We start from the raw sequence: 26,986 nt of genomic DNA, 5'->3' as shown, positions 1-26,986 counted from the left end.
TTTTGGGAAGAAGCTTACGGGTGACCAGGAGAAGGGAGCTGAAACGTGTCTTTTTTCTGCATAATGCTCATCAGCGGCGCAGGCTCCTGATAGGTGATCGACTCGTTAACCCCGGCATCCAGCTGCCCGTTATTAAACTGGACGCCCACGAGATGGGTGCCGGATGGCGATGCAATGCCTAAGGAACGTCCGCTGGTGGAGGTTCCGTTCAGCCCCTGATTGTTGCCCGGCGTAAAGACGGCGAGCAGTTGAGAAGGTGAGAGCTCATCTCCGTTGACTTGATAGTTGGCAAGGAACTGCTCAAAGCCCAGGTCAAAACAGCAAGGCTGCTTCTTGATCCAGATCACCTTGGTTTCATTCGGACCGATAAGGGTATTGGTGCTGTAGCGATCCTTCGTAATGGTCCAGCGGTTGGACTTGGATTTGTCGAACGGAAGGGCAGGGTCGTAATAGTAGTAGATTTGATACCCTTCCAGGTCGATTTCCCGGTTCGTGGGGTTATAAATCTCCACATAATTGTAATTCCCTTGCTCGTTCGAGTTGGCGACCACTTCGGTGATATGAAGAGCCGTGGTCAAGGGCTGCTTGGGCACCGTTTCTCCGGTGGTTTTGTTGGATTGTTGCGAGGTGGCCTCCATCATGACGGGATAATGATCGCTAGGGTATTGGCCGTCTTCCTTGTAGTTGATAATCTCGCTGTGCAGGACATTCCACCCTTGGCCGTGCAGAATCCAGTCGATCCGGTTTCCGCTGCCGCCGCCCGTAGGGTCCTTGTAGTTATGGAAGGTTCCCAGATCATCGTTGGTTCGCTTTTTGGCCGTGACATGGGCATCCGACAACCCGTTGCTTGTAAAAATCGAGTACGTATCGCTCCCAGGAAGCGTGTTGAAATCGCCGGTGATTACAACGGGGATTTCCGGGTCAAATGCCTTCATCTTATCAACGATAAGTGCGGCGCTCTTCTGCCGGGAAACCTCGGATTGATGATCCAGATGCGTGTTGACCATATAAAAGGTTTTGCCGTTTCGAAGATCCTGAAAGCGAACCCAGGTTGCCATCCGCGGAATTTGGTTGCCCCAGCTGGCCGAGCTGATCGTCTGGGGCGTATCGGACAGCCAAAAGTGAGACTGCTCCAGTGGCTTCAGCCGTTCCGTATTATAAAAAATCGCCATATATTCCCCTAAGCTCCCGCCTTCGCGTCCGACTCCGATTCGATCATATCCCGGCAGATCATTCTCCAGATCCACGATTTGCCGGTGAAGTCCTTCCTGAGTTCCAATGACGTCCGGCTGATGCTCCAGGATGAGGTTCCTGGTGACTGGGCGGCGGTTCTCCCAGGGCTGACCGTCATTGGCGGCATACCGCAGGTTGAAGCTCATAACCTTTAAAGGACCCGACGAGGCTTCCGCGGTGCTTCCCATTTCGCCGGAAGCGGATAGCGATGCCGTCGTCAGAAATGTAAGCATCATGAATAGGCTGGTGATTTTGGGGATTCTCATTAAAACTCCTCCTTTGTCATGTGCAAAAAAATATGTTCTTAATGGATGCTAAGCAGGTCACTTGTCCTCCCTTCCTGATTTGCCCATATCATATCGTATTTTTAACGGGCTGCGTATTTACATTTTTTTAGGTTTTTGCTGTTGTTTTGGATATTCGTGGAGGAAAAGGATGAGGACGGAGGGATCAAAAGCGATTTCGGCTAGTACGGAAGAAGCCAATATGGTGCAATCGGAACGTCCGTTAATGACGCTTGAAGAAACGGCCGAGTTCTTGAACCTTACCGAGTATCAGGTGAAGAATATAATCTCATCCGAAAATGCCTTAAGAGAGCAATATGGATCCGAGGTTGGTACATTGTTTCCTTATATCGTGGTGCAGCATGAGATCTACGTTAGCAAAATGGGGCTTATCTCATGGCTGGAGGATGCTACTCGGGATAGAAGAGAATATTGATATGAAGAGATGATGGCGATATGAGGTCCATCAGGCTGTTCGTAATATGTAAACCTAGCACCGCCTATCCGGTTGTTCCCGGCTCCGCGGTGGTTCGGTACAAGAATGAGGCCAAGAAGACACCATTGTCCTGCAGTCCCGTTTGACCTCAATACCGTCGTTAACGTAAATAACGTCTCAAGAAGCACGGGCTCCCGAGTTCTAGTTCTTTTGTAACCACCCATTTCAGGTTTTTAAGAATACGCCGAGCTCCCTTACTTTCCCAGTGCCCGATGTGGCCGCCAGCTTTACAAACCGGGTGAAATGCGTATTTTGCAGCAGCAGCGATTTTTCCGTTTCCGGTTCGCCACCGGATTCCCAGAAGAGCATATCGGTTATGCATTGATTGATTTTCCGCAAGAAAGCGTTACGGATATCCGAGTCTCCCATATGATGATAAAAAACGGTTAACAGGAGGCCGATCTCATACTGCTGAAGTCTTGATGAAGATTCGAAGCGGTCCGGAAGCAGGTCAAAGTTCACCCTTTCCAGCCGATTCAGCCGCAAAGCCAGATCATAATGCTCAGCCAGCGGCTCCAATCCGGTTACGTGCGCACCTTCGCGGGCGAAATGCCGCGCGTAATATCCAATATTGCAGCCGATATCGATCACTTTCGTACCGAGAAGAGAACGTGTACCCAAGAAATCCATAATGACATCAAGTCTTGTCGGATAGGTTTGATCGCGCTCGCTCTTCAAATGAAGATAGGAAGGGTGCAGTATGGGGGTATAAATAAGGCTCCGTTGATATCTCTGAAAAGAATCGGCAACCTCTGACAGCCCTTCGATATTCATCCAGTCCATATAATCTTCGCTGGACATTTTGACTTTCATGCTCCTTTTACCTTGGCAATACAAAAAAGTCGACCTGTGATGTCCATCCTTCAGGTTAAAATAACCTCCTGCGCGATTAAATTTCACCAGAGGCGGGTCTTGGTGAAAAAAAGCGCTGTTGGACGACAGATCCACCTTCATCATGTGATACTGATTTTTCCTAAAGGCGAGGACCTCTTCATCCTGTAAAGGCGGGTCGATCCCCCTGGTGAGAAAGATCTTCTTATACCAATCCAGGTACGCGGACGGGCTGGCTTGTTCGTTCATGAAATATCGGTACAGGCTCTTGTGCGAATCAAAACGCATGATCGGCATATCAGCGGAAAGCTTGTGATGTTCGTACCAGCTATCGGTGTAGTTGGGAATATCCTTTTTTCTTTCCTCCGTAACCAGATCCGTGAACAGCAGTTCGATCGGAACATCAACATTTACATACCCGGACATCGCTCAACCTCCAATTAATCGAATCATCATCATGGTGATGTTCAGGAACGTTTTAGTATTCAATAATATACTCTCTGCCCTATCGGCTTGACCCGACGCGTGACTCTATCTTTAAAAAAGACTTCTAGCAGCGGTGGGCCAAATACTTGAGAAGGAGAGGCATTCGAGTTGAAGATTCAACAACGTCGTCCCGATTGCGTGTTATGTGCGTTAACGGTAGAATAAGGGGAGTTACCAGATATTTCATCCAAGAACCCTCCTCGTGGTTAACGCCAAAGGTGGGTTCTGTTTATGTAGATCATGTGCAGAGGAATGTGGATATGACGGAAAACGGGATCGTGCTTGTGGTCAGCGTTACCCTCGTACAAGGGGATCAAGTGCTCATCATTCAAGAAAATAAACCTTCGGTTCGGGATACGTGGAACTTCCCGGGAGGGCGCATCGAGCCTGGAGAAACGATGTTTGAGGCGGCTATTAGAGAAGTGAAGGAAGAAACAGGTTATGAAGTCCAATTGACGGGCACTACAGGGGTTTATCAGTTTATCAGCAGTTTGAATCACCATGTCGTCATGTTTCATTTTACCGGAATCGTGACGGGGGGCTCGCTTCAATTGAATGCCGACGAGATAAAGGATTGCCGCTGGGTCACGCTGCCTGATATCTTCGCGGATGACAGCATGATATTCCGGGATGCCGAAGTCATGAGGCGGATTGTGGAGAGCCTCGAAAAAGGCGTACAGCACCCGCTTGCGTTGTTTCATCCGTCTTAACTGCTTCTAACTTCGGGGTCATCGCATAATCATAATTCTTAGCGGATATTTCGTATTATTTTTTTCGAATAAAGGAGCGAAAGAGGGATGATCCAACCTAAAAAAATCGCTTTTGGCGGATTCGTTGTCATCGGTATGTTCATATTACTGTACCTGATGACAGAAACTCATAATGAAATTCAAAGGGCATATACAGATTTATCTCCCCAGCAATTCTCGTTATTAAAGATGAGTTTATACGGATTCCTGTTCGGAGTTTTAATAGAGTGGAGAGCACTGGGTAGTTTAATTAAGGGGCAAGTTCGATTAAGGTGGCTGTTATTGCCCGCTGCTATACTTACAGTTATCATCTTTATTCCTAGTGTTTATTGGATCGAGTGGTTTGGACTTGGAAGGCTGTTCGTTATTGAGGTGTTTGGGAAACCGGAAATACACATGCTGCTTTCCGTGCTGTCAGGTATATTGTTTATAAGGTCTATCTGTGACTACAATCCTAGATCCAACCCATAGATAGGGACTGTTAATAGGATGGGGACATGATATTTCTTGTGCTGCAGCGAAACAAAAGATCATTTGTTCCATATATGAAGGGTACGATGATGTTTGGAGGAGGTAAGGAAGTGGTGGTCAGCATCCGTTATCCCCTGGGCTCCTTTGAGCCATTGGTGGAGCCAACTTTGGAGGACAGACAGAAGTTTATGCAGCAGATTCCTTCAATCGTACCGACGCTTCGGCAAATCATCATGAAGTGTCCGCTTTCCCAGCTGCACATGCCATACCGTGAAGGTGGCTGGAGCATTCAGCAAATCGTGCACCACCTCGCCGATAACGACATGAACGCTTACTTGCGATTTAAACGGGCATTGACCGAGGATGAGCCGCTGGCTAGCTCGTACCGGGAGGATTTATGGGCTGAGCTGAGTGATTACACGGAGGTACCCGTTGAGAACTCGCTTTCGCTTCTGGAAACACTTCATTTTCGTTTTCTTATCCTGCTTAAGGATCTACATCCCGAGGATTTCAAAAGAACCATGAGAACCCAAGTGCTCGGCAGCATTACCCTGGACATCGCCTTGCAGCGATTCGTATGGCACAACCAGCATCATATCGCACAGATTAGATCCATAGCGAACCGCGAAGCTGTGAAGTTACATAAGGAGTGAGCCCATATGAGCTGGAGATCCAGGACAGAAGAAGATAGATTCCAAGCCTTCCATGTCAGCATGAAGAACCAAACCAAAGGAGCGTAAAGCCATGGGAATGTCGGATTACTATAAAGATTTGAGAGAGAAGATCGGAGATCAGCTGATATTCATGCCGTCCGTTGCAGGCATTATCCGAAATGATCAGGATGATATTTTGTTCGGAAGGAAGCATCACGAAGAATTATGGGGCCTTGTAGCCGGTGCCATCGAGCTGGGTGAGTCGCCGGCGGAGGCGATGATTCGCGAGGCGAAGGAAGAGACGGGGCTTGATATCAAGCCTGAACGAATCATTGGGGTGTATGGCGGAAAAGAACGCCGATATACATACAGCAATGGGCACCAAGTGGAGTACCTCACCATTGTATTCGAGTGCAGCGTTGTGAGCGGTGAGCTGGACCGGGAGAATGACGAGTTTGCGGAGCTGGCGTTTTATCCGGAGGATCAGCGGCCGCCGACGGCTTTGAAATATCCGGAGCCTATTTTCATCAAGGGAAATGGAGAGCGAGCTCATTTTTAATAGAAAGCAGGCGCCTATGACATTAAAAGCGATCATCTTCGATCTGGATGAGACATTAACGGACAGAAGGGCAGCGATTAACACGTTCATCAAGCGATTGATTGCCAGGTACTTTCCCAGTTCCGATGAAGCTGCTCAAATGATGATAGCCAAGCGATTCAAGGAAGCGGATCATCATGGCTATCGGGATAAGCGCGAAGTATATGAGATGCTGGTCGAGCAGCTTCCGTGGGTGAATCCCCCGAAGGCGGATGAATACTTGTCATTTTTCAGAGGGGAAATCGCCAGTTGTATCCAGCCGATGGATCAGCTGGTTTCCGTCCTGCGCGAGTTGAAGACTTGGGGACTTAAGCTTGGCATCATCACCAATGGAACCGTTCAAGTCCAAGAGGGCAAGATCCATCAGCTGGGGATTCGCGAATACTTCGATTCTATCGTGATCTCCGAAGAGGCTGGCGTCAAAAAGCCGGATCCGGCAATCTTTACGAGAGCTTTGAACCAACTTCACGTAATGCCATCAGAGACATGGTACGTCGGAGACCATCCGCATAACGATATAATCGGGGCCGCTCAATGCGGTATCAAAGCCATCTGGTATACAAGAGACGGGAGATGGGACGACTCTTTGGACGTGAAGCCATACAGGACCATACATAAGCTGGAACAATTGATCCCTATATATGCCGAACACCATGAAGGCAAGTGCATAAGATAAATTTTATGTAGTTGGAGGTGCAGGTATTGAAGCGATTCAAAAGCAATCATGGACAAAAGCTCGTCTATGCATCCTACGACCGCCTGCTGTCAGCGTGGACGGTACCGTATGAGCAGCATAATATTTCTACTTCCTACGGTATGACTCACGTTATAACAGTAGGTTCTTCGGATCTTCCTCCGCTGCTACTACTGCATGGAACGGGCGATAACATCGCCATGATGTGGATATATAACGTGGAGGAGCTATCCCGTAACTTTCATATCATCGCGGTGGATAATATCGGAGGGTCCGGGAAGAGCGAGCCGAACGACAAGTATGCACGCGAATTCAATCAGGCAACATGGTTGGACGAGGTCCTTGAGGCAATGAATGTGGACGCTGTCTATATCGCGGGCGTATCCTACGGAGCTTATCTGGCCTACCATTACGCCATCGTCAGACCGGATCGGGTGAGCAAGATCGTATGTTTGGCCGGGAGCATTGCCGGAAGCCAGTTTGAAGTGATGAGCAAAATGATGCGGGCTTTTCTGCCGGAAGCCTTATTCCCTTCGGAACGGAATGTGCGTTCATTGCTTCGTAAGCTGTGCGGTACCCATGCAGATGCATTTGAGAACAACCCAGAGCTTATGCAGCACTGGTTCTACTTGCTGAAGTACTTCAACAATCGCTCCATGATGAAGCATGCGATTACGATCCATTCGCCTGCCGACATTCAGGCTATTCGCAGCAAGTCCTTGTTCGTCATTGGCGAGCGGGATTTGCTTAGTCATTATCCGCAGGCGGTTGCCAGATTGGAGACGAACGGGATGCGCTACCGCATCGTTAACGGGGCGGGTCACGCCATTAACCATGAGATGCCGGAGCTCGTTCATGAAGAGATTATAGGCTTTTGCAAGGAAGCTTGAGCGAGGTGTGCCGATATGAAAATGAGACGTTTTGCCGCTTTAATCATCATTGCACTTGCCGTGCTAGGCGTGGTTCTATTCGGCAATATGATGACGCCTCGGCCCGGCAGCAGCTCCGGAAACGGCAATCCTGCCATCCTGCTGCTCATCCCTTTAGGCATTCTTTTTCTTATGTTGGTCTATCAATGGATTCGTATTTTTAAAGACCTGAAGATGCCTTTCAGCTGGTTAAGCCTTGTGATCTTAGCTCTGGCTGGCTATATCCTAGCGGGTTATGCATATCAGCTTCATCGACTCGAAATCTATAGAGAAATCCTAGCGGAGGCTTTTCAATTGAGGTGGGGCCAAGCGGACTGGGATCACATCGAATCGATAACGTCCGGCGGACTCCTTTCGATACATATGAACAATCAATTTTTCAATTGGAACACGTATTTCATGATGATTGCCTTCTCGCTGCTGCTGTGCTTCATGTACAAACTGATACAGCACATCATGAACAGAAGACAAGGACCATCCGCGGAGAATTAATTCCGTAAGCGGGCTGGATAGGGGGAACAATCGTGTCTATTGATGAAATTTACGACAAGCAGGCTCAAGCCTATGAGGCCATGGTTAGCAGACAGCCTGATTTAACTGAACTTATCCATAGGGTCAAACCGTACGAAGGACTGGATGTCCTTGATTTGGGGGCAGGCTCAGGCCGATTATCCATGCTGCTTGCCGCCGATGCTAGATCATTGATCTGTACCGACATATCGCAACCCATGCTCGATATTTTGGACGATAAATGCTCTGAAGCTTTAGATTCTCACAATTGGACCACAATGGTTGCTGATCATCGCAATCTCCCGGTTGCTTCATCGAGTGTAGATCTGATTGTATCGGGCTGGAGCATTAGTTATCTGGCCGATTCCAGCCACGAGGAATGGCGTGAGAATCTTGAACTTGTGATGTCGGAGCTGCATCGAGTTTTGAGACCCGGAGGGACGATTTTGATACTGGAAACGATGGGAACCGGAACGGAGACCCCGAATCCTCCCGATTTCCTAACCGGTTATTACGCTCAATTGGAGCAGCAATACGGATTTAGCCATCAGTGGATTCGGACCGATTATGTTTTTGATACGGTAGAGGAGGCATTGCTACACACAGGCTTCTTTTTCGGTGAAGAGTTAACGGACAAGATCATAGCGAACCAATGGTCAACGGTGCCGGAGTGCGCTGGGGTCTGGTGGAAGCATGTTTAACTAGGAGGTGACGCGGCCTCGTGGAGCTTCTAGTTTATGTCGTGTTGTTCATCCTGAATATTCCGATCTATAAGTGGATCTTTAGACGGATATTCGATGACGTGGATGATCTGAAGCAGTCGGTGAAGTATTCGTTTACGCCGGATATTATCTCCTTGTTCCGCAGACGTTATTGGAAGGATCAGTTCGGGGAGCTGAAGCTGTCCGTTTTCTATTTTTGTTGTTTACTGATCTTCGTCATGGAGTGCGTGGTCGTGGCGAAGGTGTTTGGCGTGATCTTTCGATGATTCAGTAAAGGCTATCCAAGCGTCGTTTTGACCTGGATAGCCTTTTATTGTGCACCAACCGGTTACTTCCCGCTGACTTGATAATGATGCTCCACATATTCAATGAATCGTCTGGCCGCAGGCGAGAGGTAGCGGTCTTCCCTCCACTTCAAGCCGATCTCCCAGTACCAGCCTTCATCGGTAATGGGAATCCACGAGAGACCTTCCAGCATGAGGCCGGCCGTTTTCGGCAGAACGGAGACGCCAAGTCCCTCTTTAATAAAACCCGCAACGGTGGCCAAATCTTCTGCATCGTACGTCGAAGACAAAATAAAGCCGGTATGCTGAAATCGCGATTGAATCGTGGCTCGAAGGCCGCAATTATGCTTCAGACCGACGAACGGCTCTCCGGACAGATCCATCAGACTTAGGGAGGGACGTTTCGCCAAGCGGTGGCGGCTTGAAACCACGATATATAAAGGCATGGTTCTCATGACCAGCCAGTTATGATGATCCATGGTGGATTCTCTCGATGTAATCATGAGGTCCGAATGCCCTTTTTCCAAATGTTCGTCAATATCGCCGAGGTTTCCCTGATTCAATTCAAAACGAACCTTGGGATGAGCCAGCTGATAGGCCCTGACAAGGGCAGGGACGAGATCGACCCCTAAAATATTCAGGTAAGAAACCGAAATGATCCCCGTGTCCGGATTGGACGATTCTTCGATTTCCTGCATCCCGTTCTGAATGTCCTGAAGTGCCTGCTCCACCCATCTGGCAAACATGCTGCCATAGCGGTTAAGCTTCACATTACGGCCATTTCGTTCAAACAGCGGGACGCCCAGCTCGCTCTCCAACTTGGAGATGGCGTGGCTTAAAGCTGGCTGCGTGATGCTGAGCGCTTTCGATGCCTTCGTCATATGTTGAAGACGGGAAACCGTCAAAAAATACTCCAGCTGGGTAAGCTCCAATCTTCAAGCACCTACTTTATATGAATTTTATTTATAAATTTTATGATTATTATAAATTGGACGTTATGAAACCGTCAAGGTAAGATATCCTTGTCTTCAACCGGACCGGAGGAGGATAAGCGGCGTCAAGCCTGAGGAATATCACATCATAAGGAGTGAAGCGTTTATGATCGAGATAAGCGAGAAGCAGCTGCCGAGTGTAATTCGCACATTTATATCCGCAAGCAATGATCATGATACAAACCGGATGCTTTCATGCTTCGGCAAGGATGCTATAGTCGTCGATGACAGCAGGGAGTTCAGGGGCAAGGCAGCCATACAGAAATGGAGCGACGACGAATTCATCGGCGCACGGGTAAATGTCCGGGCGACAAACATTCATCATCGCCTAGACCAGTACATCGTTTCAACCGAAGTAAATGGTGATTATCCGGCAGGCCCTTACTATTTTGAATTTTGTTTCACGGTGCAAAGCGGTCAGATTTCAAAATTGCAGATATCTGAATCCAAGTAAGAAAAAATACCATATTCAAAATTTAAGCGTACGAATACTGGAGGGCAATTATGAAACAAAGACATGAAGGACCATGGAATGAGTTTGAAGGCAAAAGAGTGCTGGTTACTGGAGGAACCAGAGGAATGGGTCAGGCCATCGTAAAGCGGCTTTCAGACGGTGGGGCGGCTGTACTGACTACCGCCCGTTCCGAACCTAGCGTTCGGGTCGGCTCCGGCTTGTTCGTTCAAGCCGATATTGCGACGTCTACAGGCGTCGACAAGGTGGTTCAAGGTGTACAGGAGCACCTGCATGGAATTGACATCGTGGTGCACTGCGTAGGCGGTTCGACCACACCCCCTGGAGGGGCGCTTGCCTTAACCGACGAGGATTGGGTTCAAGCCTTGAATTGGAATCTTCTCGCAGCGGTTCGTTTGGACAGGAGGCTGCTGCCGTACATGGTAGAGCAGGGATCAGGTGCCATCATTCATATCACTTCGATACAGAGACGCCTGCCGCTCTATGAAACCACGCTGGCTTATGCCGCGGCGAAGGCTGCCCTTGCCAATTACAGCAAAGGGTTATCCAACGAGTTTTCCCCGCGGGGCATTCGAATTAACGCCGTATCGCCCGGTTTCATTCAGACGGAGGCTGCAGATGCCATGATCGACCGGATTGCGTCGGTATCAGGAAGCCGAGAAAGTGCGCTCCAGGAATTGATGGATTCGCTCGGTGGGATCCCTCTAGGACGTCCCGGGCTTCCGGAAGAGGTAGCCGAACTGGTGGCATTTCTTGTATCGGACAGGGCGTCATCCATAACGGGAAGCGAATATGTGATCGACGGCGGCACCATACCAACCGTCTAATGATAAGATCTAGCGTGAGAACAGTGGTACTTCATCATCCATAGGTAAAACAGGCTATCCGGAGAACTTTAGGCGCTCTGCGATAGCCTTTTTTTTCGAGTGGGTCCGTCGCCAGCGATCGGCGGAAAGTGGCCATATTGCATTTTAACAAATGGGTCGCTCCAGATGCGTTATATCCCGATATGGATCGGAAGATCGTTGTATAGTAAGCGCTTTACCCGCGCTTCTATAATGGTAGCAAGCTGTAAAAGGCGCTTGATGCGATAGCGTCCTGAATGCAGCACAGATGCACGCAGAAGGAGGCAATCCACAGATGTTAGGAAGCAGCGATACGGCGGTGAACGTGGGGGTGAATGCCGAAACTCACATTCGCTTGGCGAATGGTCTGGTGGCCATCGAGGTGGATTTGGAAAAAGGCGGTTACGCCTACGCAGGCAGCAGGGGATTCGCTCTGCAAGAAGTACGAAGCGGCTTTCGATGGCAGGGCCGGGAATACCATACGGGACATTACGACCGCCACTATATGATGGGGCAGCCGGAGAAGATCCAAGATCCGTTCGGTACCGGAATCCATGCCGTGATTAAGCATGAATCCGATCTGCTCCCAGGCCTGGAACAGCATTTTTATGTCTATGAGGGAGCTTCATCTTTCATCACACGGATCGTCATTGTCGGCCAAGAGGAAATGAAGGTAAACCGCATCGCGGTGGTGAAAACCGATAGCGTATCCAGCGGGAACGAGACGGTTCCAGCAGAAGCGCTGCATGTGCTGCGCGTGCCTTATGACAATGACAAATGGGTGCGCTATCTGACGGAGAAGGCCCCGCTGGAGACGGAAAGCTACGAAGTGACGGCCTTGTTCCAGCCGGATAGCCGCAATGGATTGATTATGGGATCGATCAGTCATGACGTGTGGAAGACCGGCATTCGCGTGAAAGGGGAAACCGCAGGCAAGCTGGATGAATTGGAACTGTACGCTGGCGCGGCCGACATCATGACCCGAGATTCCCAGCCGCATGGCTACGTAAGAGGAACGCGCGTCGAATCTCCGCTGGTTATGGTAGGGGATTACGGCGATTACCGGGCAGGACTCGAAGCGTATGGGGAAGCGAATGCGAAGATAGCGCCTGCTCTGAGCTGGGAAGGCGGCGTTCCGATCGGCTGGAACAGCTGGTCGGCTGCCATGAGCACGCTGGATTACGACCTGTATGTGGCGACGAGCGATTTTCTGAAGCGGGAGGTTCAGCCGCAGGGCTTTCATAACGAGAATACCCTGTACGTGAATTTCGATGCGTTCTGGGATCGCCTGACGCCTGCCGAGATGGAGGATGCCTTGAAAAGGGTCCGCGAGAACGGGCACAAACCCGGTACATACTGGACGCCGTTTGCTTTCTGGGGAAGTCCGGCTGGGTTCGGGAACCCCGTGGAGGGCACCGATGGGAAGTATACCTATGGCGATATCCTGCTTCGCGACCAGGATGGCGAGATTTTGCCGGATGTTGACGGCGGACTTGCGATTGATCCTACACATCCCGGAAACCTGGCGCGAATCGATTGGTTCACGGATAAATTCATCTCCGAGGGATTTGAGTATATCAAGCTGGACTTCATGGCGCACGGGGCTCTGGAGGGCAAGCATCATAACCCGGATATTACGACGGGGATCGCTGCATACAACTACGGCCTCTCGTATCTGACGGAAAAGCTCTCCCCGGAGCGAATCGGCAGACCGTTCTTCATCAACCTGTCGATTGCCCCGCTGTTCCCTTATTCCTATGCGCACAGCCGCAGAATTTCCTGCGATGTATTCGGAACGATTAAGGATACGGAATATTTGCTGAACTCGCTGACCCACGGGTGGTGGATGAACGATACGCTGTACCGCTTTAACGATCCGGACCATGCCGTGATCTATAAAAGCTACAATCAGGATTCGACGACCCGCCATGAAGGGCGAAGCCGTCTGACCGCGTCCGTGATCTCGGGAACGGTGCTGCTGCTGGGCGATGACTTCCGGCATGAGGAAGCGGCATGGCGCGCCAAGACCTGGTTGGGAAATGAGGCAATCACTGAGATTGCCCGATTGGGTAGAACCTTTGTGCCCGTAGAGGGGAATCTAGGGAAACAGTCTGCGGATACGTTTGTACTGACACATCCAAGCGAACCGGGAACAACGTATATTGCCGTATTTAACTTTGAGGGGGCCGAGTCCGTACAGAAGACGGTTTCCTTGGAGCGGTGCGGACTCGAGGCGCACGCTTCCTACACTGTCCTGGATGTGTGGGAAAGCACGACAGGTCAAGCGAACGGCACACTCATGGTCGAGCTGGCGCCAGCCGAATCGAAAATCCTGAAATTAAGTAGAAATCAATGAAAAGAAGGGGGAGAGGTTCAGTGAGTATTCATCCGTTCAAATTCTTCCAAAAGCCATTCATGCTATTCTTATCGATGCTGTTAGTGGGGTCTGTGCTAGGCAGCTCCTTTGCTTCGGCAGAACCGCAGCTTTCGGGTACGGCGACGGCGGGAAGCGACCTTACCTACGAGGCCGAGGCTTCTCAGAACTCGTTTACCGGCAATGCAGGTGCAGTCGATTGCGGCTTCTGTTCAGGCGGGCAAAAAGCTGGCAATCTGTACGGCGGCTCCACCCTGACGTTCAACGGGATTCAGGCCGATAAGGCCGGTATCTACAATATGAACATGTTCTACATCTCCGGGGATTCCCGCGCGGCTTCGATCTCCGTAAACGGAGCGGAGAAGGAGAACTTCAGTTTTCCGAAAACAGCAGATTGGAACACGATCGGCACCTATCAGATTCAAATTTACTTGAATCAGGGCAGCAACACGATTCTGTTCGATGATGCAGGCGGATACTCGCCCGATTTTGACAAGATTGAGCTGACCTTTGATTCAGCCGGCGATGACGGATCAGGCCCAGATGGCAGCATTGGCGATTTGGGCAAGCAAAAGAAAGCCACGAGTTATGGCTCCATCACCTTAACCGAATATGCCAACGGCTTCAAGGTATCCAATCCGACGTATGAGCTGCTGTACAACACCTCGACCGGGTTGTCCCAATACAATTGGAACGGCAAACCGGTCGCCAAGGGGTTATACAGCGAGATCCAGCTCGACCGGATGGTTGCAAGCAAGGATTATAAACATCATAAATTCTATAAAAATCAAGTGGTCCCATTCCAGGATGCCACCGGCAAGGGCATCAAGGTGACGGTCGTGAATGAGGATGGGGGAAAACCATCGCTCAGCCAAATCTATTACGTCTATGAAGACGGACCGTATCTGCTTACGGAAACAGTCGCTTCCCATCATTCCGCAATTTCTACGGGGAACATCGCACCTATCGCGATGGAAGCGAGAGGCGGCATCGACATCGGCAGCTATGACGATAACCGGGTCCTCGTCGTTCCGTTCGACAATGATGCTTGGTCCAGATACCAAGCGAAGTCGATGAATACCGGCCTCAACAACGGCCTGTATGTCAGCTCGGAGCTGACGGCCATCTATGACAATACGAGCCGGAACGGCCTCGTCATCGGATCGGTGACGCATGACACGTGGAAGACGGGCATCTATTGGAGCGGCTCGAATGATAAATTGAACAAACTGCGCGTATATGGCGGATTTACGTCATCCACCTCCACGTGGGATACGATTCCGCATGGAAAGGTAACGGGCAAGCAGGTTGCTTCGCCGAAAATCATGGTCGGCTATTTCGAGGATTACCGGACCGGGCTGGAGGAATTTGGCCGGGTGAATGCAGCGATCCAGCCTCCATTAGCCTTTGGCGAGGACATTCCTGAAGGCGTTCCGGTCGGCTGGAACAGTTGGGGAGCTTATGCCAGCGATTTGAGCTTTGACAAGGCGGTTTCCGTCTCGAATTATTTTAAAGACCATATTCAGAACCATTCCTTCAACAATGAAGGCAATATCTATATCAATCTTGATTCCTATTGGGATAACATGACGGATCAGCAGCTGACGGATCTGGTTCAGCTCATTCATAGCAATGGACAGAAGGCCGGCATCTATTATTCGCCGTTCGTGTACTGGGGCAACAATATGGAGCAGGAAGTCGAAGGGACGAACGGCAAATACAAATACGGCGATATCGTGCTGCGCGATATGGACGGCAACGTGTTGCCGACGCTGGACGGCGCTTATGCCGTGGATCCGACGCATCCGGGCGTGAAGCAGCGGATCGATTATTACATGAATAAGTTCAAGAGCAAGGGCTTTGAATATATCAAAATCGATTTTCTGAGCCATGGGGCAATGGAAGGCAAGCACTATGATGCCAACGTTCAAACCGGCATCCAGGCTTATAACCAAGGAATGGCTTACGTGAATGAAGTGCTGGACGGCTCCATGTTCATCAGCGCTTCCATCGCGCCGCTGTTCCCTAGCCAATATGCGCACAGCCGCCGCATCTCCTGCGATATCGACGGCAGCATCGGCAGCACGGAATATCAGCTGAACAATCTCACGTACGGCTGGTGGCAGAACGGAACGATCTACCATTATACCGATCCGGACTATATGCACTTGACCAAAGGCGGATCGATCGAAGGCGCGCAGTCTCGCGTCAATGCGGCCGCGATCTCCGGCACGGTCTTCCTGAATTCGGATGACGTAACGGATGCGACGGCACGGCAGTACATGGAAACGCTGTTGACCAACCCGGAAGTGAACGGGCTAGCGATGAAGGGTAAGGCGTTCCGGCCGGTAGAAGGCAACACGGGCACGCAGGCAGCGAATGTATTTGTGCTGGACGATCAGGGAACCCACTACGTAGCTGTGTTTAACTATACGCAAAATGCGGCACAGCACACCGTGGATCTCGTTCGTGCCGGTATCGCTTCGGAAGGGGCGGCGTCCTATACGGTGACGGATGTTTGGAGCGGCCAATCTCAGACGGCGTCTGGCTCTTCGCTGGATGTGACGCTAAAAGCGGCCGAATCCAAGCTTTATAAAATCGTCCCTAATCCATAACAAGTAGTCATCGATTCATCACGTACATCTGCAAGTCCATCGCGGTTCTCGGCTCCATCCGGGGATCGCGATTTCTTGCTTTTGCTGTAAGGGTAGTGCTTGTCTCGATATTGGAAAATCAAATGAAGAGGAGAAAACAACATGTCAGATATGAAGCTTTGGTATACGAAACCGGCCCAGGGCTGGTCGCAAGGGCTGCCGATCGGCAATGGCCGAATGGGGAATGTGGTGGTATCCACCCCTGACAGAGAGATATGGAATATCACCGAAACCACCTATTGGTCCGGCCGGCCGGAGCCGGCTCAAGGGCAAAGCAACAGCAAAGCGGATTTGGAGCAGATGCGGCAGCATTTCTTCCAAGGCGATTATCGCGAAGGCGATCGACTGGCTAAGAAGCACCTGGAGCCGGAAAAATTGAATTTTGGCACCAATCTGGGACTATGCCAAGTCGTTCTGGAGTTTGATCATAACGTGAAGCCATCCGAAGGCGGGAGACAAGATGCAGCAGCTGAGCCGCTGTTCCATCGGGAACTGGATCTGCAGGAGGCGGTGGCGCGTTCTTTCTACGAGATCGATGGAGTGGAGATGACGCGAGAGGTCTTTGCTTCCCATGCCGATCAGGTCATCGTTTCGCGGATCCGCAGCAGCTTTGGCTCGTCAGGCGTGTGGTTGCGCATTTCGATTCGAGGGGAGAATGGTCCTTTTCATGCTGTCGTTACTGGGAAGGACACAATCGAATTCCAGGGACAGGCGCTGGAAAGCGTACATAGCAATGGGGAGTGCGGGGTGTCCTGCCAAGGACAGCTGCGCGTCGTAACGGAAGGCGGGCAGGTGAGCTGCACGGATGACACCATAAACGTCTCCGGAGCGGATGAGGCGGCGATTTATTTTGTGGTGAATACGGATTACCGTCAAGAAGGCGAGAGCTGGCGGGAGAAAAGCGTGTTGCAGCTAGAACAGGCTGTGCTGCTGGGATATGACGCGCTGAGAGCCAAGCATCTGGCGGATTATCAGCCGCTGTATGCCCGCGTACGATTGGATTTGGGAAGTAGCCAGCATGCCAGTCTGCCAACGGACGAGCGGATCGGCAGGTTTAAGCAGGGCAAGCGGGACGATCCAGCGTTGTTTGCGTTGTTTTATCAATATGGCCGGTACTTGACGATTAGCGGGTCACGACAAGGCTCCATCCTGCCCATGCATTTGCAAGGCATATGGAATGACGGCGAAGCCAACAAGATGGCCTGGAGCTGCGACTATCACCTGGATGTGAACACCCAGATGAACTATTTTCCGACGGAGGCGGCGAACCTGAGCGAGAGCCATGAGCCGCTCATGCGGTATATTCAGCAGCTATCGGTCGCCGGTCGCTCGGCGGCGCGCCATTATTACGATGCCGAAGGCTGGGTGGCCCATGTATTCTCCAATGCCTGGGGATTTGCGTCACCGGGGTGGGGAACCTCCTGGGGGCTTAACGTGACGGGCGGGCTATGGATCGCCACGCATATGATGGAGCACTATGCGTACAACCGCGATCAGACTTTTTTGGAGGAGCTGGCTTATCCTGTCTTGAAGGAGGCCGCAGCCTTTTTCATGGATTACATGACCGTGCATCCGCAGTATGGCTGGCTGGTGACAGGTCCGTCGAATTCGCCGGAAAACAGCTTTTATACAAGCAAACCGGAGGATGGGCATCAGCAGCTGTCCATGGGCCCGACCATGGATCAGGTCCTGGTCCGGGATCTGCTGGCGTTCTGCGTGAAGGCTGCACAGACGCTGGGCGTGGATGAGGAGCTTCAGCAGAAGTGGCAGACGGCGCTGAATCAACTGCCTCCGCTGATGATCGGCAAGAAGGGGCAGCTGCAGGAATGGCTGGAGGACTATGAGGAGGCGCAGCCGGAGCATCGCCATCTGTCGCATCTATATGCCCTGTATCCCGGCAGCCAAATCACGCCGCATCGTATACCGGAACTCGCTGCGGCAGCCCGAGTGACATTGGAGAACCGGAACAGCCGGGCCGACCTGGAGGATATCGAATTTACTGCGGCCCTGTTCGGACTCTTCTACGCCCGATTGCATGACGGGGACCAAGCCGTGCAGCATATTGCCCACCTGATCGGGGAGCTGTGCTTCGACAACATGCTCACCTACTCGAAACCCGGCGTAGCCGGAGCCGAGTCCAACATCTTTGTCATCGACGGCAACTTCGGCGGCACCGCCGCCATTGCGGAAATGCTGCTGCAGAGCCACGAAGGCGAAATTCATCTTCTGCCCGCACTGCCGGCAATATGGCCGACAGGCAGTGTGAAAGGGCTGAAGGCGAAAGGGAATATAGAGGTGGATATGAGCTGGGAGAACGGGAAGCTGGTTGAGGCGAGGGTGAAGGGGAATGAGAGTGGGAGTGTGCGGGTGTTTTATGGGGGGAGGGAGATGGAGGTGGGGTTTGAGAAGGGGAAGGTGCAGGAATTGAAGGTGGAGTTGTAATTGTAAGCATGTTTCCGGTATTTGTGATACTCAAGGACTTTACGTAGTACTATCTTAATTGATACGGCGTCTGGATCCATGCTGAAAAAGCAATCAAGACAGTAAACTAATATAAGTTTAAATCGTTAAACGGTCTTTGTCCTGAAATCCATGGGTCTACTGGCCGTTTTGTTTTGCATGTTGATCGATCAGAAGGTAGTAAAAGTACGTGTTATGGACATCTTTTCCAAAATGATATGTATAAATAAAATAAGAGATATCGATTTAGAAGGGGGAAGTTGAACCTAATAAAAGTAAGCATCAGACAGCAGTAGCAATTATAAAAAGGGGGATGTAAATGAATGCAGGCTTTGTACTTCGTTTTAAAGCGTTTATGATCGATTATTTATTTATCTTAATATATTTAGTAGTTTTATTTCTATTTAATGCAGTCTTGTTCCCATCTTTGCAACAGTTTTTTACGGGCTCTCTTGTAGTCGCACAATTTAGAGGTTTTCTAATGGTGACATTACCAGTATCCCTTTATTTTATCCTTAGCGATTCGGTGATTGGCGGACAGTCATTTGGAAAAAGGAAGATGGGTATCCGAGTAGTGAATAGTAAACATGGGTCCGTTTCGGTTATAAAGATGGTTTATCGAACGGCATTAAAATTCCTGCCCTGGGAGTTGTCACACTTCCTTGTTTACCGTTTAGTTCATATAGGAGATGAAGCAGTGCCGCTTCATTATTACTTTATAGGCGGCCTAATTTATTTATTGATTTTGGTATATATTGCGACTACTATTTTGACAAAAGAGAAAAAATCCCTGTATGATATGATCTCAAGAACAAGGGTAATCAGGACAGGGTGAGTATTGTGCGTTTACTCTCCTTCTAATGAAACATGAAGAAATCGACCTTGGTAAAAATGGTGTCGAGCAGCCATTTCCAAAGTCGGTTTCTTTGTTGTTCTTTGATGGAGCAACTAGGAGTAACTTCATCTACCCATGGATGTGGAGATGACAATTCCTCGTAATTTTTAAGTCTATGAATCATCCAATCGCTTGGACGCCCCAATCTTTTTCACCGCTTATTCTGACAGAGAAAAATTATATCTAACTCTTGATAGCCCCCATCATAATCCCCTTCACAAAATACCTTTGCACAAAAGGATACACCATAATGATCGGCAGCGTAGCGACCATGGTCACCGCCATCCGGATGCTTTCGCTGGAAACCGGGATCCGCTTGGAGCCCTGCGCCAGCTGCTGGGCATCGGACATCATGCCGGCAGTCTGGAATTGGTTGAGGATTTTGACCAGGACGGCCTGCAGGGTCTTGAGCTCCGGCTTGTAGGTATACACATAGGAGTCATACCAGGAGTTCCAATGGCCGATGGCCAGGAACAGGCCGATCGTCGCGAGCACCGGCACGCACAGGGGCATGATGATGCGGAAGAACGTCTGCAGGTCGTTCGCGCCGTCGATTTTGGAGGATTCCTCAATTTCGCCGGGGATCTGCTCCATGAAGGTGCGCACCAGAATCATCAGGAACACGCCGATTAAGCCAGGGAAGATATAAACCCAGAAGGAGTCGATCAGCCCCAGGGATTTGATGATCATATACGTTGGAATCAGCCCGCCACCGAAATACATCGTGAACACAAAGAAGAAGGAGAAGTATTTCCATCCGAGCAGATTGCGCTTGCTGAGCGGATAAGCGAGCAGCGTGATGAAAAAGATGGATGCCGCCGTCCCGACGATGGTACGCAGCACGGTAATCTTAATGGCGCTCCAGATTTCCGGGTTCCGGAAGATGGTCAGGTAGCTCTCGATGGTTGGCACGCGCGGCCAGAAGTACAGATTGCCCCGCATCGTATCGGTCGCATCGTTCAAGGAGATGACCAGGATGTTCCAGAACGGATAGAAGGTGACGAGGAAGATGCCGGTCAGGAACAGGTATAAAGAGGCATCGAAGATACGCTCGGGCACGGTTTTTTTGCTTAACATGGATGTACCTCCTTATAGTTTAGAATAGGGACTGCCCGTTCAGTTTCTTCGCCGTATAGTTGACGATAACTACGATGATGAACGCCACCACGGAGCTGAACATGCCGACGGCTGCCGCATAGGAGAACATGCCGTTCTGAATACCGTAGCGGAACGAATAGGTGGACAGGACGTCGGAGTAATCCCGCGTCAGGTCATTGCCGAGCAGGAAGTGCTGGTCGAAGCCCGCGTTCAGGATGCCGCCAAGCGCCAGGATCAGCAAAATGACAATCGTTGGTTTCAGGTGGGGCAGGGTGATGTACCGGATCTGCTTAAAACGGTTGGCGCCGTCGACCTTGGCCGCTTCATAGAGCTCCTGGTTGATGGACGAGATGGCGGCCAAATACATGATCGAGCTGTAGCCCATATCCTTCCACGTATTGCCGAGCGCAACGATCCACCAGAAATACTTGCCGTTCTGCAGGAATAAAACGCTTTCATCGGTAATGTGTAGGAATTTCAATATGCCGTTAATCGCGCCGTCCGAGGAGAGCAGGGTCACGATGATGTTGGCCGCGATAACCCAGGATATGAAATAGGGAAGATAGGAGGCGGTTTGCACCGTCTTTTTGAACTTCACATTCTTGATCTCATTAATCGCGATGGCGATCAGGATCGGCATCGGAAAAGAGAAGAGAAGCGTGATCAGCGTGGAGGCCAGCGTATTTCGCATGACGATCCAGAAGTCGCCGTTGTTGAAGAAGTAACGGAACCATTCCAGGCCGACGAACTCGCTCGAAAACAGGGTCGACCAGAAACCGCCGAGCGTCGGCTGGTAATTGACGAAGGACATGTATAGACCAACCATGGGCGTATACGCAAACACAACGGCCCAGATCAGTCCGGGCAGCATCATCAGGAATAGATACTTCTGCTGCTTCAGCATGGCCCAGCGGCTTTTTCGATGAGGACTCAAGTTCAAGTCACTCCGCGTCTGTAAGGTTGTAGCAGGTTTCATATGGGGCACCTCGCATCTCAAGTTAACTCAAATTATAAGACTCCGAAAAAATGAGTGTCGATATGACAATGTAACGATCGATGCTTGAAAATAACTTACATTGCTTGTTCCCATAGTTAAAATAACGAAATCGCTATAATATTAAGGGATAAAGCCGACACAGGGGGTATGAGCATGTATAGCATTTTTCTCGTTGATGACGAAGAGCTAGAGCTTGAGATGATCCGAGATTATATTCGTTGGGAAGAGATGGGGATATATGTGGCCGGAACAGCCCTGAACGGCAGGGATGCCCTGGAGAAGATCGAGGTGATTCAGCCCGATATTGTACTGACGGACGTCCAGATGCCCGTCATGAACGGGCTCGATATGGCGAAACGGGTGAGTGAGTTATTCGACTGGATTCAGTTCGTCTTCCTGACCGGACACGATGAATTCAATTATGTGAAGTCGGCCCTAAACGTGGGAGCCGTCGGCTATTTACTGAAGCCGCTGGATCTGAGCGAAATTGTAAGCGTTATCGATAAAGTCAAACGGCGCTGCGAGGAAGTGCGGATGAAGAACCGCTCCATTCGCGGGACCAAATCCAATATTGTACGAGAGATGATGTTCGAGCAGAACGAGGAGCGATTCCGAAACCTCGCTGCCAGCTACCATAAGCTGTCCCGCCATACGGAGCCGAGAACGTATACCCTTACGCTGCTCGGCCTCGATGCTCCGCACGCTGCACAGCCGGGGCTGTCCCTCGAGGATGGCATGGCGCGTCTGCAGACGCATATGGAGGAGTGGCTTGCGGACAAGAAGCTGGAGGCGGATCTGGTCGTCTGCCGGGAAGGCGAGCTGGGCATCTTCATGGATGCTGCCAGTCATCTGAGCCGCTTTACGTGGGAGGATCTGCTGAAGCAGATGCAGGATGCGCTGGGCTTTACGATGACCGCGGCCGTGAACGAGGAGCCGGAAGAGCTGTCCCGCATTCAGGATTTATACCGGGAGACGCGGCTGATGCTGGAGGAGATGTTTTATGTCGGGAACGGGAGAGTCATCTATGCCAAGGACGTGTTGCGGCAGCTGGAGAGCCGGCAAATTCCTCCTTTCCAAGAGACGGCCTATTTCGAGGACATTCATCAGCTGGCATCCGAGCAGGCCGCGCAGAAGCTGCGGGATTATTTCAACCGGCTGGTGATGCTGCGAATCCGAAAAACCGAAGTGTGCGACTTTGCCATCGGACTGGTGGAGCGTCTGCTGGAGGGGATCCACGAGCCGATCACGGAGAGCCACAAGCGGGCGGAGCTTTACCATGCCATCTATCAGTGCCGAACCATGATTGAAATCGAAGCAATCATCATGGATTTTGCCGGGCATGCGATTCGGACGTTGGAACACCGGTTCATGGACAAAAATGCAAGGCTGGTGCATCAGGTGCGCACGACGATCGACCAGACCTATCACCAGGCCATCACGATCAACAGCTTGTCCGATCAGGTGTATCTGTCTCCCAACTACCTGCGTTCCATCTTTAAGGAGAAAACTGGCATGACGATCCATGATTATCTAACGAGAATTCGGCTGAACAAAGCCAAGGAGCTGCTGGCCGACGATTCGCTCAAAGTGCAGGACATCGCCCAAAGGGTTGGTTATGAGAGCACATCCTACTTCATTTCCTTATTCTTAAAAAGCCAAGGAGTTACGCCGAATGAATACCGCAAAAACATCTAGCCCGTCTGGCCCGTGGAGCCGTCTGGCAGGGGCTTTCCCATTCGCGCACTTACGCGCATACACCAATTGGCGGCTCCGGCACAAGTTCTTTTTCATCTTTCTGATCGTCATCATCCTTCCGTTCTCGCTGCTGATCTATTATTCGTATTCTTCGACGCGCAGCACGATTACGGAGCATACGTATACGGCGCTAGGCGGATCGCTGGCACAGATTAACACCAACGTGGAGAAGCGGCTGGAGTATTACAATCAGCTGTCAAACATCCTCTACATGGATGCGCAGCTCCGCAATTATCTGTCTACCGATTATGAGCAGGCGTACTATTATCTGGATGCCTTCCAATATATCAACCGGACGCTGCCGTCCCTGATGACCCTGAATGCCAACATTCTGGGCATCACGATTTATACGGGGAACCATACCCTCTATTCCGACGGCCAATACGTCAAATATACGGAAGAGATGCCTTCGGCGATGGAGGAACAGGTGCTGGATGCCGCCGGCAGTACGGTGTACTTTCATTCCGAGGATTTCAGGGCCAATGATGCACATATCACCATTGCCCGTTCATTAAGCTATTTCAGCCTGCAGCATCCGTACGGGATTTTGACTATGGACATTAACGCAAACGAATTCTATTCCCTGATCAAAATGGAGAACGACAACAAAAGCGTCTATATTATCGACGAGTTTGGCGGCGTGATCAGCACGGGGGATCAGAACCTCCAATCGAACCAGCTGTTCGACGTGTTTCCGATTCAGGAGCGGATGACCCAGGATGCAGGCTCATTCGATATGAAGATTAACGGCCAGGAGCGTTTTTTTACGTATAAAAAGCTCAGCAACGGCTGGTCCACGGTCATCACCGTGCCCTACGACGAGCTGCTGGCCAATGCGAATCAGGCGACCAAGAACGTCATCTGGTTCTCCGTGCTGGCGATTGGCATGGCCATCCTGCTGCTTTATTTTACGACCAAGGTCATGACCAAGCGCATCGAGGTGCTGCTGCAGCAGATCCGGAAGGTGGAGCGTGGGGATTTCCGGCTGTCGATTAAGCCGATGGGGCATGACGAGATCGGTCAGGTGTCTTTTGCGTTCAATAAGATGGCCTCGACGATACAATCCCTGATCCATGACGTATACGTAAAGGAGATTGCAAGGAAGGAGTCGGAGCTGAATACGCTCCAGGCCCAGATCAACCCCCATTTTCTATACAACACCTTGTCCTCGATCTCTTCTCTGGCAATCAAAGAAGGGGCTATGCAGGTGTACCAGATGGTCAATTATTTGGCCAAGTATTACCGGGTGTCGCTGAACAAAGGAAAACGCATCATTCTGCTGGAGCAGGAAATCAATCTGGTGAAGAATTATGTCGCGATCCAGAAGATCCGGTTCCGGGACAAGCTTCATATGCATTACGACCTGGATGAGCAGCTGTTCGGGAACACAACGATCAAGCTGATTCTGCAGCCCTTCATCGAGAACTGCATCAATCATGCCATAGGGGACGAATCGGGAATCAACATTAACGTGAAGCTCAGGCAGGAGGGGGACGATATCTTGCTCCAGGTCATCGACGACGGTATCGGGATGAAGCCCGAACAGCTCGATCACGCGCTGAACAAATCGGATAATCTGTCGGGCTACGGCGTGAAGAACGTGGATGACCGGATCAAGCTGACCTACGGGGAAGAATATGGCGTCAGCATCTTCAGCCGGCTCGGCATCGGAACCGCGGTGACCATTCGGATACCTGTAATCTCCGATAGGCATCCTGCAAACGAACGGGACCCGCAGCAGGCGTTACCTTGAATGAAAGACATTTTGCATCATGGATTGTAAGATTGCGTTATAGATCAATGAACTCCCGATTTTTACAATGATAGATATATTCGAGCACATGAATATGACGACCTTAGAAAGGGGTTCAGGGAATGAAGAAACTAAAATTGATTCTGGCAGCAGCGCTCGTTATGACAACGCTTTCGGCTTGCGGCGGCAACCAGAAGGCGGCATCGGGCGGAGACAGCGGCACGGAGACGGACAGCAATGCGCCGATCACGTTAACCTGGTTTGACCAAAACACGGGGGATGCCTTTACGAATCCGGTCGCTAAAGTGATAACGGAAAAGACGGGCGTCACCGTCGAGATCCAGCAGCCTACGGGCAATCCGGTCGAGAAGCTGAATCTGATGCTGGCCAGCGGCGATCTTCCGGACGTTATTTTGATGAGTCGTGGAAGCGATATCATGAACAAGTATATTACCTCCGGCGCGGTGATTCCGCTGAATGATCTGATCGAAGAGCACGGACCGAATATCAAAAAAATGTACGGCGACACGCTTGCCAAAACCCGAAGCGAGGACGGCAACAATTATTATTTCTCCAACTGGTACGGCTTGGAGCAGTACCCGGTGTTCGGCTTCATGATGCGCATGGACATCATGAAGGAGCTGGGCGTCGGCGATAAAGTGAACAACGGCGAGCCGTTTACCGCGGAGGAATTTGAGCAGCTGCTCGTCAAGTTCAAGGAGAAATATCCGACCATCGACGGCAAAGAAAGCATTCCGATGACGCTCAACGGCGAGAACGTCGGAGCCGTGACCGGCAGCTTCAAGGGCATGTACGGCATGATGCCGTATTACGAAACGAACGGGGAGCTGAAGAAGGACGTCCGCGATCCGCATTATCTCGAAATGGTCAAGTTTCTGAACTCCCTGTACCGCAAAGGCCTGCTCGATAAGGAATGGGCAACGATGAAGACCAAGCAGTTCGAGCAGAAGCTGGGCAACGGCAACGTGTTCGCCACGGCGGAAGCGCTCTGGAATGTGGGAAATGCGAATGCGCTGCTCAAAACCGAGGCAGCCGATAAGGCTACCGAGGACGAGCGTCAGTTCTACCAATATAAAGTGCTGGCCCCGGGCGTGAAGCCGGAAGAGGCCACTTACGGACCGAAGAGCTCTCTGGGTTGGGACGGCGTCGCGATCAGCCGCTCCAACAAGGATCCGGTGCGTACGATGAAGCTGCTGGATTTTCTGGCCAGCGAGGAAGGCCAGTATCTGCTGATGTGGGGAGTAGAGGGCGAGCATTGGGACATGAAGGACGGCAAGCATGTGCCAAGACAAGAAGTGCTGGACGCCTTCAAGAAGAATTGGGATGAAGCTTCCCGTACGACGGGCATTCGCAAGTGGACCTGGATGATCAAGAACGGTCCCGGCGAGGACGGAACCCCGTATGACCTGATGGGCCGTTACCAGACCGATCCGGTCACGGATCTGGCGATCAAGAACCTGGCCGATACGTCGTTTGATACGGCACCGTATGACAATCTGGGTCCGGCTGGCGGAACGCCGGAAGCCATTATGGAAACGAAGGTGAACGACACCATCAATAAATATTTCCTGAAGATGGCCCTGTCGCCGTCCGAGGACCAAGTGGTGGAATCCTATAACCAGATGATGGCCGAGATCGAGGCGGCTGGCCTGGCCAAGCTGGAAAAGATCTATACGGACAACTTCAACAAACGTCAAGAGCTGTGGGGCAAATAATCTGACCAAGGGGAG

The 26,986-nt window shown here is 50.9% G+C and carries 24 protein-coding genes; 19 read left to right on the top strand and 5 right to left on the bottom strand.

Translation table 11 applies throughout. The features are described from left to right. Positions 1–14 precede the first annotated feature (14 nt). Entirely contained in the window at positions 15–1,499 is a 1,485-nt protein-coding gene (locus tag M1D70_RS21580) for an endonuclease/exonuclease/phosphatase family protein (protein ID WP_456287905.1), read from the bottom strand. Between the two features lie 169 nt (positions 1,500–1,668). Between M1D70_RS21580 and M1D70_RS21575 the strand changes: the two genes are divergently transcribed. Continuing rightward, positions 1,669–1,953 carry a hypothetical protein gene (locus M1D70_RS21575; RefSeq protein ID WP_009590009.1) on the top strand — a complete coding sequence of 95 codons (285 nt, stop codon included), beginning with the start codon at positions 1,669–1,671 and terminating at the stop codon, positions 1,951–1,953. A gap of 225 nt (positions 1,954–2,178) precedes the next feature. Here the strand turns inward: M1D70_RS21575 and M1D70_RS21570 are convergent, their stop codons facing one another. Beyond that, on the bottom strand, positions 2,179–3,270 hold the full coding sequence (locus M1D70_RS21570) for a class I SAM-dependent methyltransferase (protein WP_456287904.1): 1,092 nt from the start codon (positions 3,268–3,270) through the stop codon (positions 2,179–2,181). Between the two features lie 320 nt (positions 3,271–3,590). Here M1D70_RS21570 and M1D70_RS21565 point away from each other — a divergent pair, with 320 nt between their 5' ends. From M1D70_RS21565 to M1D70_RS21525, 9 genes are all read left to right on the top strand, one after another. Then, a complete protein-coding gene (locus M1D70_RS21565; RefSeq protein ID WP_456290477.1) occupies positions 3,591–4,040 on the top strand; it encodes an NUDIX domain-containing protein in 450 nt (149 codons plus the stop codon). Positions 4,041–4,127: 87 nt separating this feature from the next. After that, positions 4,128–4,550, top strand: a complete 423-nt coding sequence (locus M1D70_RS21560) for a hypothetical protein (RefSeq protein ID WP_456287903.1) — start codon at positions 4,128–4,130, stop codon at positions 4,548–4,550. Positions 4,551–4,636: 86 nt separating this feature from the next. After that, positions 4,637–5,203: a YfiT family bacillithiol transferase gene (locus tag M1D70_RS21555; protein WP_456287902.1), complete on the top strand. Its 567-nt coding sequence runs from the start codon at positions 4,637–4,639 to the stop codon at positions 5,201–5,203. 91 nt (positions 5,204–5,294) lie between these two features. Further along, positions 5,295–5,762, top strand: a complete 468-nt coding sequence (locus M1D70_RS21550) for an NUDIX domain-containing protein (RefSeq protein ID WP_119847269.1) — start codon at positions 5,295–5,297, stop codon at positions 5,760–5,762. 16 nt (positions 5,763–5,778) lie between these two features. Next, positions 5,779–6,477, top strand: coding sequence for an HAD family hydrolase (locus tag M1D70_RS21545; protein ID WP_456287901.1), 699 nt, complete (start codon positions 5,779–5,781; stop codon positions 6,475–6,477). Positions 6,478–6,503: 26 nt separating this feature from the next. Next, entirely contained in the window at positions 6,504–7,385 is an 882-nt protein-coding gene (locus tag M1D70_RS21540; RefSeq protein ID WP_456287900.1) for an alpha/beta fold hydrolase, read from the top strand. Positions 7,386–7,400: 15 nt separating this feature from the next. Further along, a complete protein-coding gene (locus tag M1D70_RS21535) occupies positions 7,401–7,916 on the top strand; it encodes a hypothetical protein (RefSeq protein WP_009590056.1) in 516 nt (171 codons plus the stop codon). A 32-nt stretch (positions 7,917–7,948) separates the two neighbouring features. Then, positions 7,949–8,635 carry a class I SAM-dependent methyltransferase gene (locus tag M1D70_RS21530; protein WP_456287899.1) on the top strand — a complete coding sequence of 229 codons (687 nt, stop codon included), beginning with the start codon at positions 7,949–7,951 and terminating at the stop codon, positions 8,633–8,635. A 20-nt stretch (positions 8,636–8,655) separates the two neighbouring features. Next, entirely contained in the window at positions 8,656–8,922 is a 267-nt protein-coding gene (locus M1D70_RS21525; protein WP_009589968.1) for a hypothetical protein, read from the top strand. A 62-nt stretch (positions 8,923–8,984) separates the two neighbouring features. Here M1D70_RS21525 and M1D70_RS21520 read toward each other — a convergent pair whose 3' ends face one another. Continuing rightward, on the bottom strand, positions 8,985–9,872 hold the full coding sequence (locus tag M1D70_RS21520; protein WP_456287898.1) for a LysR family transcriptional regulator: 888 nt from the start codon (positions 9,870–9,872) through the stop codon (positions 8,985–8,987). Between the two features lie 166 nt (positions 9,873–10,038). On the opposite strand from M1D70_RS21520, the gene M1D70_RS21515 reads away from it, so the two are divergent. From M1D70_RS21515 to M1D70_RS21490, 6 genes are all read left to right on the top strand, one after another. Further along, positions 10,039–10,386: a nuclear transport factor 2 family protein gene (locus tag M1D70_RS21515; RefSeq protein ID WP_456287897.1), complete on the top strand. Its 348-nt coding sequence runs from the start codon at positions 10,039–10,041 to the stop codon at positions 10,384–10,386. A 50-nt stretch (positions 10,387–10,436) separates the two neighbouring features. Beyond that, positions 10,437–11,231, top strand: a complete 795-nt coding sequence (locus tag M1D70_RS21510) for an SDR family oxidoreductase (protein WP_456287896.1) — start codon at positions 10,437–10,439, stop codon at positions 11,229–11,231. Positions 11,232–11,544: 313 nt separating this feature from the next. Next, positions 11,545–13,605, top strand: a complete 2,061-nt coding sequence (locus tag M1D70_RS21505; RefSeq protein WP_456287895.1) for an alpha-galactosidase — start codon at positions 11,545–11,547, stop codon at positions 13,603–13,605. Between the two features lie 20 nt (positions 13,606–13,625). Next, positions 13,626–16,238: a carbohydrate-binding protein gene (locus M1D70_RS21500; protein WP_456287894.1), complete on the top strand. Its 2,613-nt coding sequence runs from the start codon at positions 13,626–13,628 to the stop codon at positions 16,236–16,238. Positions 16,239–16,379: 141 nt separating this feature from the next. Then, positions 16,380–18,719: a glycoside hydrolase family 95 protein gene (locus M1D70_RS21495; protein ID WP_456287893.1), complete on the top strand. Its 2,340-nt coding sequence runs from the start codon at positions 16,380–16,382 to the stop codon at positions 18,717–18,719. Positions 18,720–19,056: 337 nt separating this feature from the next. Beyond that, entirely contained in the window at positions 19,057–19,572 is a 516-nt protein-coding gene (locus M1D70_RS21490; protein WP_456287892.1) for an RDD family protein, read from the top strand. Between the two features lie 243 nt (positions 19,573–19,815). Here M1D70_RS21490 and M1D70_RS21485 read toward each other — a convergent pair whose 3' ends face one another. After that, a complete protein-coding gene (locus M1D70_RS21485; RefSeq protein ID WP_251497519.1) occupies positions 19,816–20,709 on the bottom strand; it encodes a carbohydrate ABC transporter permease in 894 nt (297 codons plus the stop codon). Between the two features lie 19 nt (positions 20,710–20,728). Next, complete coding sequence (locus tag M1D70_RS21480) at positions 20,729–21,706, bottom strand: ABC transporter permease (protein ID WP_456287891.1); 978 nt, start codon at positions 21,704–21,706, stop codon at positions 20,729–20,731. A 174-nt stretch (positions 21,707–21,880) separates the two neighbouring features. Between M1D70_RS21480 and M1D70_RS21475 the strand changes: the two genes are divergently transcribed. The 3 genes from M1D70_RS21475 (at position 21,881) to M1D70_RS21465 (ending at position 26,971) form a co-directional block, all read left to right on the top strand. Next, entirely contained in the window at positions 21,881–23,422 is a 1,542-nt protein-coding gene (locus tag M1D70_RS21475; RefSeq protein ID WP_456287890.1) for a response regulator transcription factor, read from the top strand. Beyond that, on the top strand, positions 23,400–25,235 hold the full coding sequence (locus tag M1D70_RS21470; protein ID WP_456287889.1) for a cache domain-containing sensor histidine kinase: 1,836 nt from the start codon (positions 23,400–23,402) through the stop codon (positions 25,233–25,235). The genes M1D70_RS21475 and M1D70_RS21470 overlap by 23 nt, the downstream gene beginning before the upstream one ends. Positions 25,236–25,357: 122 nt before the next feature. After that, the gene (locus tag M1D70_RS21465; RefSeq protein WP_456287888.1) at positions 25,358–26,971 is read left to right on the top strand and encodes an ABC transporter substrate-binding protein; all 1,614 of its coding nucleotides are present in this window, start codon (positions 25,358–25,360) and stop codon (positions 26,969–26,971) included. Positions 26,972–26,986: the final 15 nt, after the last annotated feature.

The organism is Paenibacillus sp. AK002, from assembly GCF_053903045.1.
This window is presented reverse-complemented; position numbering and strand designations above follow the sequence as displayed.